We start from the raw sequence: 17,054 nt of genomic DNA, 5'->3' as shown, positions 1-17,054 counted from the left end.
CCGCATGCTCTTCCGATCGACCATCACGACATCCGCGATGCCTGGAACTTGGAGTAGTCGAGCAATGGCGCCAACGCAGAGTCTTCCCCTGACCGCCCCGCAGATGGAGTTCTGGCTGGCCCAGCAGCTCGATCCGGCCAACCCCGGTTTCACCATCGGAAGCTGCTTCGAGATCTCGGGCCCGATCGACCAGGGCCTCTTCACCGGCGCCCTTCGCCGGGTCATGGAGGAGGCGGAAGCGCTCAGGGTGCGGATCGTCGCCGGCCCGGACGGTCCGCGCCAGCACGTGGTCCCCCTCGGGGACTGGCAGCCCTTCGTCGTCGACGCGAGGAGCGAACCGGACCCGGAGGGGTACGCGAACGCCTGGATGACCGCAGACCTGGACCGCCCGACCGACCTGGAGCGGGACGCCCTCTTCGGCCACGCCCTGATCCAGGTGGCCCCGGAGCGCTTCCTGTGGTTCCAGCGCGCCCACCACGTGGCCAACGACGGCTGCGGCCTGGCCCTGGTCGCCCGGCGGGTGGCCGAGGTGTACACCGCCCTCGCCGACGGCCTGCCTGTGCCGACGACCTCGTTCCGGCCCCTCGGCGAGCTGGTCGCCGCCGACCGGGCCTACCGGGAGTCCCCGGAGCACGAGCAGGACCGCGCCCACTGGCAGGAGCTGCTCCCCACCCTGCCCGACCCCACCAGCGTGGTGCCCGGGGCCGCCAAGGCCCTGCCGCGGGCCCTGGTCCACCGCGGGACGCTGTCCCGGCAGCACAGCACCCGGCTGCTCGAACTCGCCAGGTCACTGCGGACGAGTTGGCCCACCCTCGTCACCGCCGCCGTCGCCGCCTACGTCGGCGGCGTCAGCGGGCAGCAGGACGTCCTGCTCGGGTGCAACGTGACCGCCCGCCTCGGCGCCGCCGCCCGCAGCACCCCCGGGCAGCACGCCAACCTGATCCCGATCGGCCTGCCCGCGAGTCCGTGGACCAGCCTGGCGGACCTCGTCCGGCAGGCCGGCGAACGGCTGCGGGACGGGCTCGCGGCGCAGCGCTACCGCAGTGAGGACATGCGGCGCGACCTGAAGGCCGGTCCCGACGCGCAGGTCTTCGGGTGGCGGGTCAACATCATGCCGTTCGATTTCGCCGTCACCTTCGCCGGCCACCGCGCCGAGATGCGCACCCTCTCCACCGGCCCGGTGGAGGACCTCATCGTGAACGTCTACGACCGGACCGGAACGGACGGGCTGCAGATCGACCTGGAGGCCAATCCGGCACGCTACTCGCCGGAGGAACTCGCCGCACAGCACGCCCGCGTGCTCAACGTGCTCCGCAGGCTGGCCGAGACGTCCGACCCGGGGCTGCCGCTCGCGGCCCTCCCCCTCGCCACCGCGCCCGAAGTGGCCCGGGTCCTCGAACCCGCGTGGAACTCCTCCCGGTACCCGGTGGGGGACGAGACCCTTCCGGAACTCTTCGAGGCACAGGTCGCCCGCACCCCGGACGCACCGGCGGTCACCGCCGGGGACGTGGTCCTGAGCTACGCGGAACTGAACGCCAGGGTCAACCGGCTCGCCCACCTGCTGCTCGACCGCGGGGTCGGGCTCGACGACCTGGTCGCGGTCGCCGTCCCCCGCTCCCCGGAGATGATCATCGCGGTGCTCGCGGTCCTCAAGGCCGGAGCCGGCTACCTCCCGGTCGATCTGGACTACCCCGCCGAACGCATCGCGCTCACCCTGGAGGACGCCGAGGCCGTCCTGCTGCTGACCACGGCCGATGCGGTCGCCGTGCTGCCGCAGGGCCTGCGCCTCCCGCTCGTGCTCCTCGACGACGACGCCACCGTCAAGGAGCTCTCGGGCCGCAGCGACCGCGACCCCACCGCCGCCGACCGGGGCGGGGTCCTCACCCAGTCGAACCTCGCGTACGTCATCTACACCTCCGGCTCCACGGGCCGTCCCAAGGGCGTGCTGGTCGAGCACCGCTCGGTGGTCAACTACGCCGTACGCGGCGTCCGGGCCTACCCGGCGCTCCGGGAGGAGGCGCTGCTGCACTCCCCCATCGCCTTCGACCTGACCGTCACGGCCCTCTACGGCGTACTCTGCGCCGGCGGCTGCCTGCGCCTGTACGACCTGGAGGACTACGCCTCGACGGACGACCCGCGCGGCCGGTACTCCTTCCTCAAGGCGACGCCCAGCCACCTCGCGATGCTCACCTCGCTCCCCGAGCACTGCGCGCCGACCCGGGAGGCCGTCGTCGGCGGCGAGCCGCTGATGGGCGAGGTCCTCGCGCAGTGGCGCCGACTCAACCCGGGCGTCAGCGTCATCAACCACTACGGGCCGACCGAGACCACCTGCGGCTGCGTGGACCTGCGCATCGACCCCGGGGACGAGATCCCGCCGGGGATCCTGCCGATCGGCCGGCCGTTCGCCAACACCCAGCTCTGGGTCCTCGACTCCGCCCTCCGCCCGGTGCCGGTCGGCGCGACCGGCGAGCTGTACGTCTCCGGGAACGGTCTGGCCCGCGGCTACCTGAACCGCCCGGACCTCACCTCCGAGCGGTTCGTCGCGAACCCGTTCGGCCGGCCCGGCTCCCGGATGTACCGCACCGGCGACGTCGTGCGCTGGCGCGAGGACGGGCAGCTGGACATCATCGGACGGGTCGACCACCAGGTGAAGATCCGCGGCTTCCGGATCGAGCTGGGCGAGGTGGACGCCGCCGTGGGACAGCACCCGGGCGTGGTGCGCACCGCCGCCCTGGTGCGCGAGGACGTTCCCGGGGACAAGCGCCTGGTCTCGTACGTGGTCTGCGCGACGGCCGACCACGTCGGCGCCGCCGACCTGCGGGAGTACCTCGGCCGCCGCCTGCCGCCGTACATGGTGCCCTCGGCCTTCGTCTTCCTGGACGAGCTGCCGCTCACGCCCAACGGCAAGCTCGACCGGCGTGCGCTGCCCGCCCCCGTGCTGAGCGGCAGGCAGGACGGCCGCGCCCACCGCAACCCGCGCGAGAAGCTCCTGTGCGAGCTCTATGCCGAGGTGCTGGGCGTCACCCACGTCACCGCCGACGACAGCTTCTTCGACCTCGGCGGGCACTCGCTGTCCGCCGTCCGCCTGCTCAGCCGCATCCGGCGGGAGACCGGCGTCGACCTCCCGCTGCGCAGCCTCTTCGAGGCGCCGACGGTGTCCGCGCTCGCCGCCGTGCTCACCGGGACCGAGACCGGGCGCCCGCCGGTCGTCCGGCGCAAGCGCCCGGCGGCGGTCCCGGTGTCGCCGGCGCAGAGCCGGCTCTGGCTGCTCGACCACCTGAAGGTCCCCGGCGCGGTCTACAACATCCCGTTGTCCGTGCCCCTGCACGGCCCGCTGGACCGGACCGTGCTGCGTCTGGCGTTCGCCGACGTCGTCGAACGCCACGAGACGCTCAGGACCCTCTTCGTCAAGGGGGCCGACGGGACCGTCGTCCAGCGGATCCTCGAACCCGTCGACGCCCGCATGGAGTTCGACGTCGTCCAGGCCACGGAGGAGAGCGTGGCCGGGCTCTCCCGCGCGTTCGCCCGCAGGACCTTCGACCTGGAGCGGGAGCTGCCCATCCGGGCCGTGCTGTTCGGGATCGGCCCGGAGCACCACGTCATGGTCGTCGTCATCCACCACATCGTCGGCGACGGCTGGTCGTTCGCCCCCTTCGCCCGCGACCTGGAGACCGCCTACGCGGCCCGCGGTCGCGGTACCTCGCCGCAGTGGGCGCCGCTGCCGGTGCAGTACGCCGACTACACGCTGTGGCAGCAGGAGCTGCTCGACGAGAACCGCCCCGGCGGCGTCTTCGAACAACAGCTCTCCTACTGGTCGGAGGCCTTGAGGGACCTGCCCGACCAGCTGGACCTGCCGACCGACCGGCCGCGTCCGGCCGTGCCGAGCTACGCGGGCGGCACCGTCCCGTTCACCCTGGACGAGGACCTGCACCAGCGGCTCGCCGCGCTGGCCGGCGACGCGGGCGCGACCCTGTTCATGGTCCTCCAGGCCGGCCTGGCCGCGCTCTACAGCCGGCTCGGCGCCGGCGAGGACATCCCGATCGCCACCGGTGTGGCCGGCCGGGTCGACGACGCGCTCGTGGACCTCATCGGGTTCTTCATCAACACCCTGGTGCTACGGACGGACGTCTCCGCCGACCCGTCGTTCCGCGAGCTGATCGGACGGGTGAAGGACACGGACCTCGCCGCGTTCGCGCACCAGGACCTCCCCTTCGACCGCCTGGTCGAGGCGATCAACCCGGAACGCTCCCTGGCGCGGCACCCGCTGTTCCAGACGCTGCTCATGCTGCGCAACACCCCGAGGTCCGACCTCCGGCTGCGGCTGCCCGGCCTGACCGCCGACGGGGTCGAGATCCCCGCCGGCTACTCGAAGTTCGACCTGACCTTCAACCTCCACGAGACCCGGGCGTCCGACGGCCGCTGCCTGGGCATCGAGGGGTTCGTCGAGTACAGCACCGACCTGTTCGACCGGGCCACCGCCGAGCAGCTCGCCGCCCGTCTGGTGCAGGTCCTCGAAGCCGCCGCGGCCGACCCGGACCGCCGGGTCGGCGAGATCGACGTCCTGCTGGAGGACGACCGGCAGCGCGTCCTCGTCGACTGGGCCGGGGCCGCGGCCGAGGTGCCGGCCCTGACCATGCCCGAGCTGTTCGAGTCCCAGGCCGCCCGGACCCCCGACGCCGCGGCGCTGGCCATGGGAACCGTCGAGCTGACCTACGCGCAACTGAACGAGGAGGCCAACCGGTTGGCGCGGCTGCTGGTCGGCCGCGGGGTCGGACCGGAGCAGCTCGTCGCCGTCGCGCTGCCCCGCTCCCCGGAGATGGTCGTCTCCGTCCTCGCGGTGCTCAAGACCGGCGCCGCCTACCTTCCGGTCGACCTGGACTACCCGCGCGAACGCATCGCCGTCATGCTCGACGACGCCCGGCCGCGGCTGGTCCTCACCCGCTCCGAGCTGGCCGACCGCCTTCCCGGGGACGCCCGCCCGCAGGTGCTGGTGGACGACGACGCACTGGCGCGGGCCCGCGGCGCCGCGCCTGCCCACAACCTCTCCGACCGGGACCGGACCGCGCCGCTCAGCCGCGACGGCGCGGCCTGCGTGCTGTTCACCTCGGGTTCGACCGGGCGGCCCAAGGGGGCGGTGCTCACCCACAGCGGCATCGGCAGCCTGGTCGAGGCGCAGCCGGAGGTCTTCGGTGCCGGGGTCGGCAGCCGCGTCCTGCAGCTGGGTTCGCCCAGCTTCGACGCCTTCCTGCTCGAATTCTGCATGGCCCTGTTCTCCGGCGCGTGCCTGGTCCTGGCGGACCCGCAGGACCTGGTGCCGGGCGATCCGCTGCGCCGGCTGGTCGCGGCCCAGCGGGTGACGCACCTGGCCATGCCGCCGTCCGCCCTCTCCGCCGTGCCGGCCGACGGCCTGCCGTCCGGCATCACCCTGACCGTCGCCGGAGAGGCCGTCACCGGGGCGATGGTCCGCCAGTGGTCGCCCGGCCGGCGGATGGTGAACCTGTACGGCCCCACCGAGACGACGGTGTACGTCACCTGGTGCGGGCCGCTGTCGGGCGACACGGCGCCCCCGATCGGGACGCCACTGGTCAACTCGCGGCTGTACGTGCTCGACGCGCGGCTCCGCCCGGTGCCCCCGAACGTGGTGGGCGAGCTCTACATCCACTCCGACGGCATCGCCCGGGGCTACCTGAACAGGCCTGGCCTGACCGCCGAACGGTTCGTCGCCGACCCCTTCGCGGTTCCCGGCTCGCGGATGTACCGCACCGGCGACCTCGTGCGGTGGCGCGCCGACGGCCGGTTGGAGTTCGTCGGACGTGCCGACCACCAGGTCAAGGTGCGCGGCTTCCGCATCGAGCTGGGCGAGGTGGAGGCCGCGCTGACCCGGCACCCGCGGGTGCGACAGGCCGTGGCACTGGTCGAACGGACCGCGGACGGGGACCGCAGGCTGGTCGTCCACGCCCTGCGGGCGCCCGGTCAGGACGTCCGGGCGGCGGACCTGCGCGAGCACCTGCGCTCCGTCCTGCCGCCGTACATGGTGCCGGCCGGCATCCAGGTGCTGGACGCGCTTCCGCTGTCGCCCAACGGCAAGGTCGACCGGGCCGCGCTGCCCGCCTTCGCGGACGAGTCGGCCCCGCCCACCGGACGGGCCCCGCGGACCCGCACCGAGCAGCTGATCGCCGCGATCTGGGCCGAGGTGCTCGGCGTCCCCCGGGTCTCGGCCACGGACAGCTTCTTCACCCTCGGCGGACACTCGCTGCTGGCCAACCGCACCGTCCTGCGGATGGGCGAGCAGTTCGGCTTCGAGGTCCCGATCCGGCTGCTGTTCGAGGCGCCGACCGTTGAGGGGCTGGCGGCGGCGGTCGCCGACCTGGCGCTGGCGAAGGCCATGGAGGCCGCCGCCGGGGCGAGCGGCGGCGAAGGCGGTCGGGCATGACGGGCTCGACGGAGCGCCTCGTCGCCGAACTGGCCGCCTCCGTCCTGGGCGTCGCGCCACTGACGCCCGACGACGACTTCCTCGCGCGCGGCGGCACCGAGCACGTCGAGGCGCTCGCGGCCCGGTTGTCCGCCGTGGTGGGCTTCGACGTTCCCGGCGGGCCGCTGCGCGAGGCCCGCACAGTGGCGGCGATGGCCGCCGTCATCGGTGACCTCGTGATCTCCAGGGCCGCCGGGAACGCCGCCGCGGCGGCGGGGCCCGGTCCCGCCGCCGCACCGCGGCAGGACGACGGGACCCGCGTGGCCGACCGGGCGGACCGCACCCGCGGGCTGGTGCTGTCCTCCACGCAGCGCCGGCTGTGGTTCCTGGAGCAGCTCAGTCCCGGACGCGCGGACTACAACGTCTCGCTCGCCCTTCGGATCCGCGGCCGGCTCGACGTGCCGGCGCTGGAGGCCGCCCTGCGCGCCCTGGTCGAACGGCACGAGTCGCTGCGCACCGGCTTCACCGTCGCCGGGCAGGAGCCGCGCCAGCTGGTGCACGAATCGGCCGAACTCGCCCTGACGCGCGTCGACCTCACGGCACCGGGGGAAACGGCCGCCGACGAGCGCTGCCGCGCCCTGCTGCGGGAGGAGGCCCTGGAACCGTTCGAGCTGTCCCGGCCCCCCTTGCTGAGGGCGCTGCTCGTCACCCGGGCCGCCGACGACCAGGTCCTCGCCCTGACGCTCCACCATGCCGTCGCGGACGGGCTGTCGTGCGAGATCCTCGCCCGCGAGTTGAGCCTGCTGTACGCGGCCCGGATCACGGGCCGCTCCCCGGCCCTCCCGGACCTGCCGCTGCAGTACGCGGACTTCGCGCTCCGGCAGGCGGAGTGGCTGGGCACCGGGGCGGCCCGGCGCCAGTTGGAGTACTGGCGCTCCGCGGTGGGCGGCCTGGAGACGCTCCACCTGCCGCTGGGCCGGCCCCGCCCCACCAGGCCGACCGGCCGCGGATCCTCGGTCGGGTTCCGGCTGGACCCGGCGACCGAGGCCGCCGTGCGGGACATCGCGCGGCGCAACCGCTCCACGCTGTTCATGACCCTGCTGGCCGTCTTCGCCGTGGTGCTGCGCGGCCACACCGGGCGGGACGACATCGCGGTCGGCACCCCGGTCGCCGGCCGTACCCGGATGGACACCGAGGGCGTCGTCGGCTGCTTCGTCAACACGATCGTCCTGCGCACCGACCTCGGCGGCAATCCGTCCTTCACCACGCTGCTCGGCAGGGTCCGCGAGACCGTCCTCGCGGCGCACGAACACCAGGACCTGCCGTTCGACGACCTCGTGAACGACCTCAACCCGGAGCGGGACCCGGGCGCCAACCCGCTCTTCGCGGTGAGTTTCGCCGTGCGGGACGCCCGCGGCCTGGCGCTGTCGTTCCCGGGCGCCGAGGTCGAGCTTCTCCCACAGGACGCGCACGCCTCCAAGTTCGACCTGACGCTGAACGCCGACGAGTCGGCGGAGGGGCTCGACCTCAGGTTGCTCTACGCCACCGATCTGTTCCCCGCGGACCGGATCGAACGCCTGGCAGGCCATCTGCGGCACGTGCTCGGGCAGGTGGCGGCGGACCCGGGGATCCGGCTGCGGGACATCGACCTGATGGAGCCGGCGGAGCGGCGGCGCCTCGTCGAGGAGTGGAACGGCAGCGGCGAGGGCGCGTCCGACGGCACGCTGCACGGCCTGTTCGAGGAGCAGGTCCGCCGGACCCCGGACGCCACCGCCGTGGAGTGCGACGGTCGGGGCGTGACGTACGGCCGACTGAACGCCATGGCGGACGCGCTGGCCCGCCGGCTGCGCGCACTCGGTGTCGGCCCCGAGGTCCTGGTGCCCGTCTGCCTGGAACGCGGGGTCGGCCTGCTGGTGGCCCTGCTGGGCGTGCTCAAGGCCGGTGGCGCGTACGTGCCGCTCGATCCCGACGCGCCCGCCGCCCGCCAGCACACCGTCCTCGGCCGGCTCCCGGGGAAGCTGCTGATCGCGGACGCCTCCTTCCGGGCACCGGTCCCGGACGGTGTCGTCCGGCTCGACGTGGACGAGGTGGAGAAGCAGGGCCTTGAGCACGGACCCGGACAGGAGTCCGCCCCGGAGCGTCCGGTCGAGGTCTCCCGGCTCGGCGCCGCGTACGTGGTGTTCACCTCGGGCACGACGGGCGAACCGAAGGGCGTCCTGGTCCCGCACCGCGCGATCGTCGACTACGTGCGCCGCACCGGCGTGGCCTACCGGGCCCTCCCGCAGGGCGCCCTGCTGCACTCCGCCCTGGCCTTCGACCTGCCGCTCACCGGCCTGTGGGGGGTGCTGGCCCGTGGCGGCCGCGTGCTCCTGGGGGACGTCACGGACACCGGTCCCGGGCGGACGGGCCGGTTCGGCCTCCTCAAGGCGACTCCCAGCCATCTGCCGCTGCTGCTGGCCTCCGGCCGCGCTCCGTCGGACGAGCTGGTGCTGGGCGGCGAGGCCCTGACCGGCGAGGCCCTGTCGGCGTGGCGCGAGCACCACCCGGACGTCACGGTGATCAACAGCTACGGCCCGACCGAGACGACGGTGGCCTGCGCCGACCTGCGGATCGAACCGGGCGCCTCGCCGGGCGAGGGGCCCGTCCCGATCGGCCGACCCTTCGAGTACGCGCGGCTGTACGTGCTCGACGACTCGCTGCGCCCGGTTCCCACCGGCGCGGTGGGAGAGCTCCACATCGGCGGCAGCGCGCTGGCCCGCGGGTACCTCGGCCGCCCGGCCCTGACGTCCGAGCGTTTCGTGGCCGACCCCTTCGGTCCTCCCGGCGCGCGGATGTACCGCAGCGGCGACCTGGGACGCTGGCGCGACGACGGTCTCCTGGAGTGCCTGGGACGCGTCGACGACCAGGTGAAGGTCCGGGGTTTCCGGGTGGAGCTCGGGGAGGTGTCGGCCGCCCTGACCGCCTGCGCCGGGGTGGTCCAGGCCGTCGCGGTGGTCCGGGAGGACCGGCCCGGGGACCGCCGGATCGTGGGCTACGCGGTCGGTGACGGCTCGCAGGCGGACGCCGAGGGTCTGCGCCGCGCCGTCGCACACCGCCTGCCCGAGTACATGGTGCCCGCGGCGGTCGTCGTGCTGGACACGCTGCCGAGGACCGCCAACGGGAAGCTGGACCGGCGTGCGCTCCCCGCGCCGGTGTACGAGCTGAAGGGCGGCGCGCCGCGCACCGAGCTGGAACGGTCCCTGTGCGCCCTGTTCGAAGGGGTGCTGGACGTCGAGGGGGTCGGCGTCGACGACGACTTCTTCACCCTCGGCGGCCACTCGATCCTGGCGCTCCGACTGGCGAACAGGGTCCGGACCACCCTGGACCGCGAGCTTCCGCTGCACATGGTGTTCGAAGCCCGGACCGTGGCCGCACTGGCGGCGCGGCTCGGCGGCCCCGCGCCCGCGCGGCCGGCCCTGCGCCGGATGCGGCGTGAGGAGAAGACGTCGTGATCCCCCTCTCCTACGCACAGCGGCGGCAGTGGTTCCTCCACCGCCTGGAGCGCGACGGCGCGGTGTACAACATGCCGCTGGCCCTCCGCCTGTCCGGCCGGCTGGACCGGACCGCCCTGCGGGCCGCGCTCCAGGACGTCGTCCTGCGGCACGAGACGCTGCGCACGGTCTTCCCGGAGACCGACGGCGTGCCGCACCAGCACGTCCTGGCCCCGGAGGAGGCGACGGTCCGGCTCGCGGTGACGGAGACCTCCCGGGCCGGCCTGGCCGCCGCCGTCGGCCGGGAGGTCCGGCACGGCTTCGACCTGTCCCGCGAGCTCCCGCTGCGCGCCGCCCTGTTCGCGCTCGGCGAGGACGAGCACGTCCTGCTGCTGGTGCTCCACCACATCGCCTGCGACGGCTGGTCCATGGCGCCGCTGTCCCGGGACCTCGCCACCGCCTACCGCGCGCGTCGCAGCGGACGGGGCGCACCGGACTGGGACGAGCTCCCCGTCCAGTACGCCGACTACACACTGTGGCAGCAGGAGGTACTGGGCAGCGAGCGCGACCCCGGGAGCGTCCTCGGCCTGCAGACCGCCTACTGGCGCGAGCGCCTGGACGGCCTGCCCGACCGTCTGGCGCTGCCCACGGACCGGCCCCGACCCGCCCGGCAGAGCTTCCGGGGCGGCAGGGTGCCCGTGCGACTCGGCGCCGATCTGCACCGGCGGATCGTCCGCCTGGCCCACGAGGAGCGGGCCAGCGCCTTCATGGTCGTGCACGCCGCCCTCGCGGCGGTCCTGACCAGGCTGGGAGCCGGCACCGACGTCCCCATCGGCTCGCCGGTGGCGGGACGCTCCGACGACGCCCTGAACGACCTGGTCGGGCTGTTCGTCAACACGCTCGTGCTGCGCGCGGACACCGGTGGCGACCCGTCGTTCCGGGAGCTGCTCCGACGGGTCCGGACCACGGACCTGGAGGCGATGGCCCACCAGGACGTACCGTTCGAGCACCTGGTCGAGGTCCTCAATCCGTCCCGGTCGACGGCACGGCACCCGCTGTTCCAGGTCATGCTGAGCTTCCGCAACAACGCGGCCGCCGAGTTCGCGCTGCCGGGGCTCGACACGGCCCCGGAGCGGTTCGAGGTTCCGACCGCCAAGTTCGACCTGCTGTTCAGCGTCGGGGACCGGTACACGGACGCGGGCGAGCCGGCCGGGCTGGACGGCGTCTGCGAGTACGCCCGCGACCTCTTCGACGAGGAGACGGCCGAGGCCCTGGTCGCACGGCTGGAGCGGTTCCTCCAAGCGGTGACCGCCGACCCGGACCAGCCGATCGGCCGACCCGACCTGCTCGCGCCGGCCGAGCGTGCGCGACTCCTGGGCTCCTGGAACGACACCCGGGCCGCCCTCCCCCGGGGTTCGGTCACGGACCGGTTCGAGCAGCAGGCCGCCCTGACCCCGGACGCAGCCGCCGTCGTGGCCGAGGGCGTCGAGCTGACCTACGCCGAACTGAACGCCCGGGCCAACCGGCTGGCCCGCACGCTGGTCGGCCGGGGTGCCGGCCCGGAGCGCACCGTCGCCGTGGTGATGCCCCGCTCGGCCGGGCTCGTGGTGGCGCTGCTCGCCGTGGCCAAGACGGGCGCGGCCTACGTCCCGGTCGATCCGGACCACCCGGCCGAGCGGATCGCCCACGTCCTCGGCAGTGCCCGGCCGGCGCTCGCGCTCACCACGGAGCGGACACGGGAGCTGCTGCCCGCCGGGACGGCCGCGGTCGTCCTCGCCCCGGACGGCGGACCCGCCGCGGACGGCTCCCCGGCGAACCTGTCCGACCGCGACCGCCTCGGCCCGTCGCTGCCCCAGCACCCGTTCTTCGTCGTCTTCACCTCGGGCTCGACCGGTCGGCCCAAGGGCGTCGTGATCACCGGCGGCGGCATGGCCAACCTGATGGGCTGGCACCACGCCACCGGGTCGGGGCAGGGCGTGGTCTCCGCCCACCTGACCACGATCGGCTTCGACGTCGCCTCCCAGGAGATCTTCGCCGCGCTGCTGTCGGGCCGCACCCTCGCCGTCCCCCGCGAGGACGTACGCCGCGACCCGGTCGCCCTGGTGCACTGGCTCGACCGGCTCCGGGTGAACGAGATCCACGTGCCGAACCTGGTGCTGGAGGCCGTGGCCGAAGCGGCCGCCGCCGAGGGCCTGGACCTGCCCCGGCTGCGGACCGTCGCCCAGGCCGGCGAGGCCCTCGCCGTGCACGGACCCGTGCGCGACTTCTTCGCCAAGGTCCCCGGACGGGTGCTGCGCAACCACTACGGCCCCGCCGAGGCCACGGTCGTCGTCACCGCACAGGCACTCGACGGGGATCCGCGGCACTGGCCGCTCTCCCCTCCCATCGGGCGCCCGGTGCCCAACACCCGCGGCCACGTCCTGGACGAGGCGCTGCGGCCGGTGCCCGTCGGCGTCGTGGGCGAGCTGTACCTCGCCGGGGCGCAGCTGGGGCGCGGGTACCTGAACCGTGCGGCGCAGACCGCCGAGCGCTTCGTCGCCGATCCCTTCGGCGGGCCGGGCGAGCGCATGTACCGGACCGGCGACCTCGTCCGTTGGCGGGCGGACGGCTGCTTGGAGTACCGGGGCCGGGCCGACTTCCAGGTGAAGCTGCGGGGAATCCGCATCGAACCGGGCGAGATCGAGGCCGCGCTGCGCGCGTGCGCCCCGGTCGCCCAGGCCGTCGTCGTGGCCGGGCCGGACGCCCGGGGCGGGAAGCGGCTGGTGGCCTTCGTCGTCCCCGAGGCGGGTGCCCGGGTGGATCCGGAGGACCTGCGGGCCCGGCTGCGCGGCGCCCTCCCGCACGACCTGGTCCCCTCGGCGTTCGTCGTCCTCGACGCCCTTCCGCTGAACGCCAACGGCAAGCTGGACCGCCGCGCGCTGCCGATGCCGGATCCTCGCGCCGCCCGTGCGGGGCGCGCACCGCGCACCCCGCACGAGGAGGTCCTCTGCCGGCTGTTCGCGGAGGTCCTCGGCCTGCCGGAGGTACGCCCGGAGGACAGCTTCTTCACACTCGGCGGGCACTCGCTGCTGGCGATGCGGCTGCTCAGCCGGATCCGCGCGGTGACCGGCCTGGAGGTGGACGTCGCGGCGCTGTTCGACGCACCGGAGCCGGCGTCGCTGGCCGCCGCGCTGACCACCGGGGCGCGGGCCGCCCGGCGGCCGCTCCGGCCCGCCGAGCGGCCCGAGGACGTTCCGCTGTCCCCCGCGCAGGCGCGCATCTGGTTCCTGGAGAAGTTCAACGGGCCGAGTCCGCTCTACCACCTGCGCTTCGTGCACCGGCTCAGGGGCGCTCTGGACGTCGACGCGCTGCGTGCGGCGCTCTCGGACGTCCTGGCCCGGCACGAGGCGCTGCGCACGGTCTTCCCGGAGGCCGGCGGGAAGCCGCGGCAGCTCGTCGTCACCCCCGAGCGGGCGCGGCTCGCCGTGCCGCTGACCCGGTCGGATCCGGACCGGATCGCCGAGGAGGTCGCGGCGATCGCCGACGCGCCGTTCGACCTCGCCGTCGAACTGCCCGTCCGCGCCCGGCTGCTGGCGTCGGCGGACGACGAGCACGTCCTCCTGGTGGTCCTCCACCACATCGCCGGCGACGCCTGGTCGATCCCCGTCCTGCAACGCGACCTCTCGCACGCCTACCGGGCGCGTCGCCTCGCGGCGGCGCCGCGGTGGGACCCGCTCCCGGTGCAGTACGCGGACTACGTGCTGTGGCAGCGGGAGCTCCTGGGCAGCGGGGCTTCCCCGGACAGCCCGATCACACGGCAACTGGAGTACTGGAAGGACGCGCTCGCCGGGGCGCCCGAGGAGCTCGCCCTGCCGTACGACCGGCCACGGCCGGCCACGGCGGGCCACGACGGCGGGCAGGTGCCCTTCGAGCTGGATCCGTCCTGGCACCGGCGGCTGGCGGACCTCGCCGGCGGCGAGCGGGTCAGCACCTTCATGGTGGTGCAGGCCGCACTGGCGGCGCTGGTGGCACGGCTGGGCGCCGGTACGGACGTTCCGATCGGCGTGCCCGTCGCCGGCCGGACCGACTCGGCGCTGGACGACCTCGTCGGCTGCTTCGTGAACACGCTGGTCCTGCGCAACGACCTGTCCGGGAACCCGACCTTCCGCGAGCTGCTGCACCGGGTGCGCGAGACCGTCCTGTCCGCGTTCTCCCGGCAGGACGTCCCGTTCGAGCGGCTCGTCGAGGAGCTCAACCCGCCCCGGCTCTCCGGCCGGCACCCGCTGTTCCAGGTCGCGCTGAACTTCCGGTCCGGCTCCGGGACGGCGATCGACCTCCCGGGCCTGCGGGTCTCCCCCCTGTCGGCGGGGCGCACCACGGCGAAGTTCGACCTCACCCTGCACGTCACCGAGCGCACGGGCGAGGACGGGAGCCGCCGGGGCCTGGCGGCGTCGGTCGAGTTCGACACCGCGCTGTTCGAGCCGGCGACCGTCCGCACGCTCGTCGCGCGCCTCCTCCGTCTGCTGCGGACCGTGGTCGCCGACCCCGACGTGCCGCTGGGCCGCATCGAGGTGCTGTCGCCGGACGAGCTGGCCGGGCTGCGCGCCGAGCGGGCGCGGGAGGTCCCGCCGGTGCGCCGGGCGCTGCACACGCTCTTCGAGGAACGGGTGCGGCGCTCACCCGACGCGCTCGCCGTGGTCGCCGGCGGGACGCGGCTGTCCTACCGCGAGCTGAACGCGCGCGCCAACCGGCTCGCCCGTCACCTGCGCTCGTTGGGCGTCGGTCCGGAGGACCTGGTCGGGGTGCACCTCGAACGGGACGCCACCCTCGTCCCGACGCTGTTGGGCGTGCTCAAGGCCGGCGCCGGCTACCTTCCGCTGGACCCGGTGAACCCGGCCGACCGGCTCGGCTACGTCCTCGACGACGCGCGGGTACGGGTGGTCGTGACGACCCGTGGGCTGGCCGGCGCGCTGGCCGCCGTGCACGACGGCGAGACGGTCGTGCTGGACGCGCCGGACACCGCCGCCCTGCTGGCCTCGCTGCCCGACGACGACCCCGCGGAGGCGGTCCACCCGGACTCCGCGGTGTACGCGATCTACACCTCCGGCTCCACGGGCCGGCCGAAGGGCGTCGTCCTGAGCCACGTGAACGTCGTACGGCTGCTGACGGCGGCCACCGGGAAGCTGGGCATCACCGAGGACGACGTCTGGAGCATGACCCACTCCTACGCGTTCGACGTCTCGGTGTTCGAGCTGTGGGGCGCGCTGGCGTTCGGCGGCCGGGTCGTCGTGGTGCCGCGGTCGACGGCCCGGGCCCCGCGGGAACTGCTCGGTCTGCTCGCCGCGGAGCGGGTCTCGGTGTTCTCGCAGACACCGAGCGGCTTCGGCGCGTTCGTGGCGGCCACCGAGGACGATGCCCGGGTGGAGCGGCTGCCGCTGCGCGCGGTGCTCTTCGCCGGCGAGCGGCTGGAGCCCGCCGGACTGCGGCCCTGGATCGACCGTGTGGGCGCCGACCGGGTCGCGCTGGTGAACCTCTACGGCATCACCGAGACCACCGTGCACGCGACCTACCACCGGCTGGGCGAGGACGAGATCCGGGCGGCGGGCCCGAGCCCGGTCGGACGGCCGCTGCCCGACCTGACGATCCACCTGCTCGACGAGTGGCTGCGCCCGCTCCCCCCGGGTGCCACGGGCGAGATCTACGTGGCCGGCCCCGGAGTGGCCCGCGGCTACCTGAACCGGCCCGGCCTGACCGCCTCGCGCTTCGTGGCGGACCCGTTCGGACCTCCCGGCAGCCGCATGTACCGCAGCTCCGACGTGGCACGACGCCTGCCCGACGGCGGGTTCGAGGTCCTGGGCCGGGCCGACGACCAGGTCAAGATCCGCGGCTTCCGGATCGAACCGGGCGAGGTCACGGCGGCCCTGCTGCGCTGTGGCGGCGTCGCGCAGGCGGCGACCGCGGTGCGCGGGAGCACCGCGGCGGAACGACGCCTGGTCGGCTACGTCGTCCCGACCGGGCACGGTGCCGTACCGACGGCCGGCTCCGTGCGCGCCGAACTGGCACGGGTCCTGCCGGAGTACATGGTGCCGTCGGCGGTGGTGGTCGTCGACGCCCTGCCGCTGACGGCGAACGGGAAGCTCGACCACCGCGCGCTGCCGGCTCCGCGGTACGAGGTGTCCGGGAGCGCGCCGCGCACCGGGCTGGAGCGCGCGCTGCGCGACCTCTTCGAGGACCTCCTCGGTGTGCGCGGGGTCGGGATCGAGGACGGCTTCTTCGACCTCGGCGGCCATTCGCTCCTCGCGGCCCGACTGGTCGGCCGCGCCCGCAGGGAGCTGGGGGTGGAGCTTGCCCTGCCCACGCTGTTCCGGGCTCCAACGGTCGCCGGGATCGCGGCGGCGCTGGGCGACGGGCGCCGGGCCGAGGACGCGGGTCCGCTGGTCGTGCTCAACGCGGGCACGGGCCCCGTGTCCGTGGTCCTGGTGCATCCCGTCGGCGGCGGCCTGCTCTGCTACCGCGACCTGGTGACGTCACTCGACGGGTCGTGGGAGACCACCGCGCTCCAGGCCGACGCCGACACCGGCGAATCGCTCGCCGAACTCGCCGCCCGCTACGTGCGGGAGCTGGAGAAGCGGTACCCCGAGGGGCCGTCCCTCCTGTGCGGGTGGTCGTCCGGCGGGACCCTCGCCCACGAGATCGCCGGCCACTGGCAGCGGACCCGCGGCGTCGAACCGCCGCTGCTGCTCGTCGATTCGGTGCCCGTCGAGGAGCTGCGCCACGGCGACGACCCGGAGACGGTCCGCCGGGCCTTCGCCCACGACGCCGCCCGGGGGGCCGGCCTGACGCCCGAGGCCCTGCCGGACGGGAGCGACTGGTTCGAGGCCCGGTTCGCGGTGTACGCGTGGCTGTACCGGGAGCTCCGGCGCCATCGGACGACGGCGTACTCCGGACCGGTCCACCTCGCCCGGGCCACCGCGAACTCCACGGCCCGGACCGTACCGTGGAAGCCCTGGTGCGGCGACCTGTTCGTGCACCCGGTGGAGGGGGACCACTACGGTGTCCTCCGGCCGCCGTACGTGCGGCAGTTGGCGAACGTCATGGCGGGGATCCTCCGGGAACAGGTCCCCGACCAGGCGACCGCGGTCCGGGAGACCGGCCGCGGGGCCCTCTGAAGGCACCCACCGTTCGAGAGGTAC

At 74.5% G+C, this 17,054-nt stretch carries 3 protein-coding genes; all 3 read left to right on the top strand.

Annotated elements, in window-relative coordinates; all coding sequences use genetic code 11:
- Window positions 1-64 precede the first annotated feature (64 nt).
- From AC067J_RS26920 to AC067J_RS26910, 3 genes are read left to right on the top strand one after another with little or no spacing between them, the layout of a single operon-like run.
- Window positions 65-6,433 (top strand): amino acid adenylation domain-containing protein, encoded by a 6,369-nt coding sequence (locus tag AC067J_RS26920; RefSeq protein ID WP_478303349.1) that lies wholly within the window; start codon window positions 65-67, stop codon window positions 6,431-6,433.
- Window positions 6,430-9,903: an amino acid adenylation domain-containing protein gene (locus AC067J_RS26915; protein WP_478303347.1), complete on the top strand. Its 3,474-nt coding sequence runs from the start codon at window positions 6,430-6,432 to the stop codon at window positions 9,901-9,903. Before AC067J_RS26920 ends, AC067J_RS26915 begins: the two co-directional genes overlap by 4 nt.
- On the top strand, window positions 9,900-17,030 hold the full coding sequence (locus AC067J_RS26910; protein WP_478303346.1) for an amino acid adenylation domain-containing protein: 7,131 nt from the start codon (window positions 9,900-9,902) through the stop codon (window positions 17,028-17,030). Before AC067J_RS26915 ends, AC067J_RS26910 begins: the two co-directional genes overlap by 4 nt.
- Window positions 17,031-17,054: the final 24 nt, after the last annotated feature.

Source organism: Kitasatospora sp. NPDC042419 (assembly GCF_056437345.1).
The sequence above is the reverse complement of the archived record's forward strand: the minus strand, read 5'-3'. Positions and strand labels throughout refer to the sequence as shown.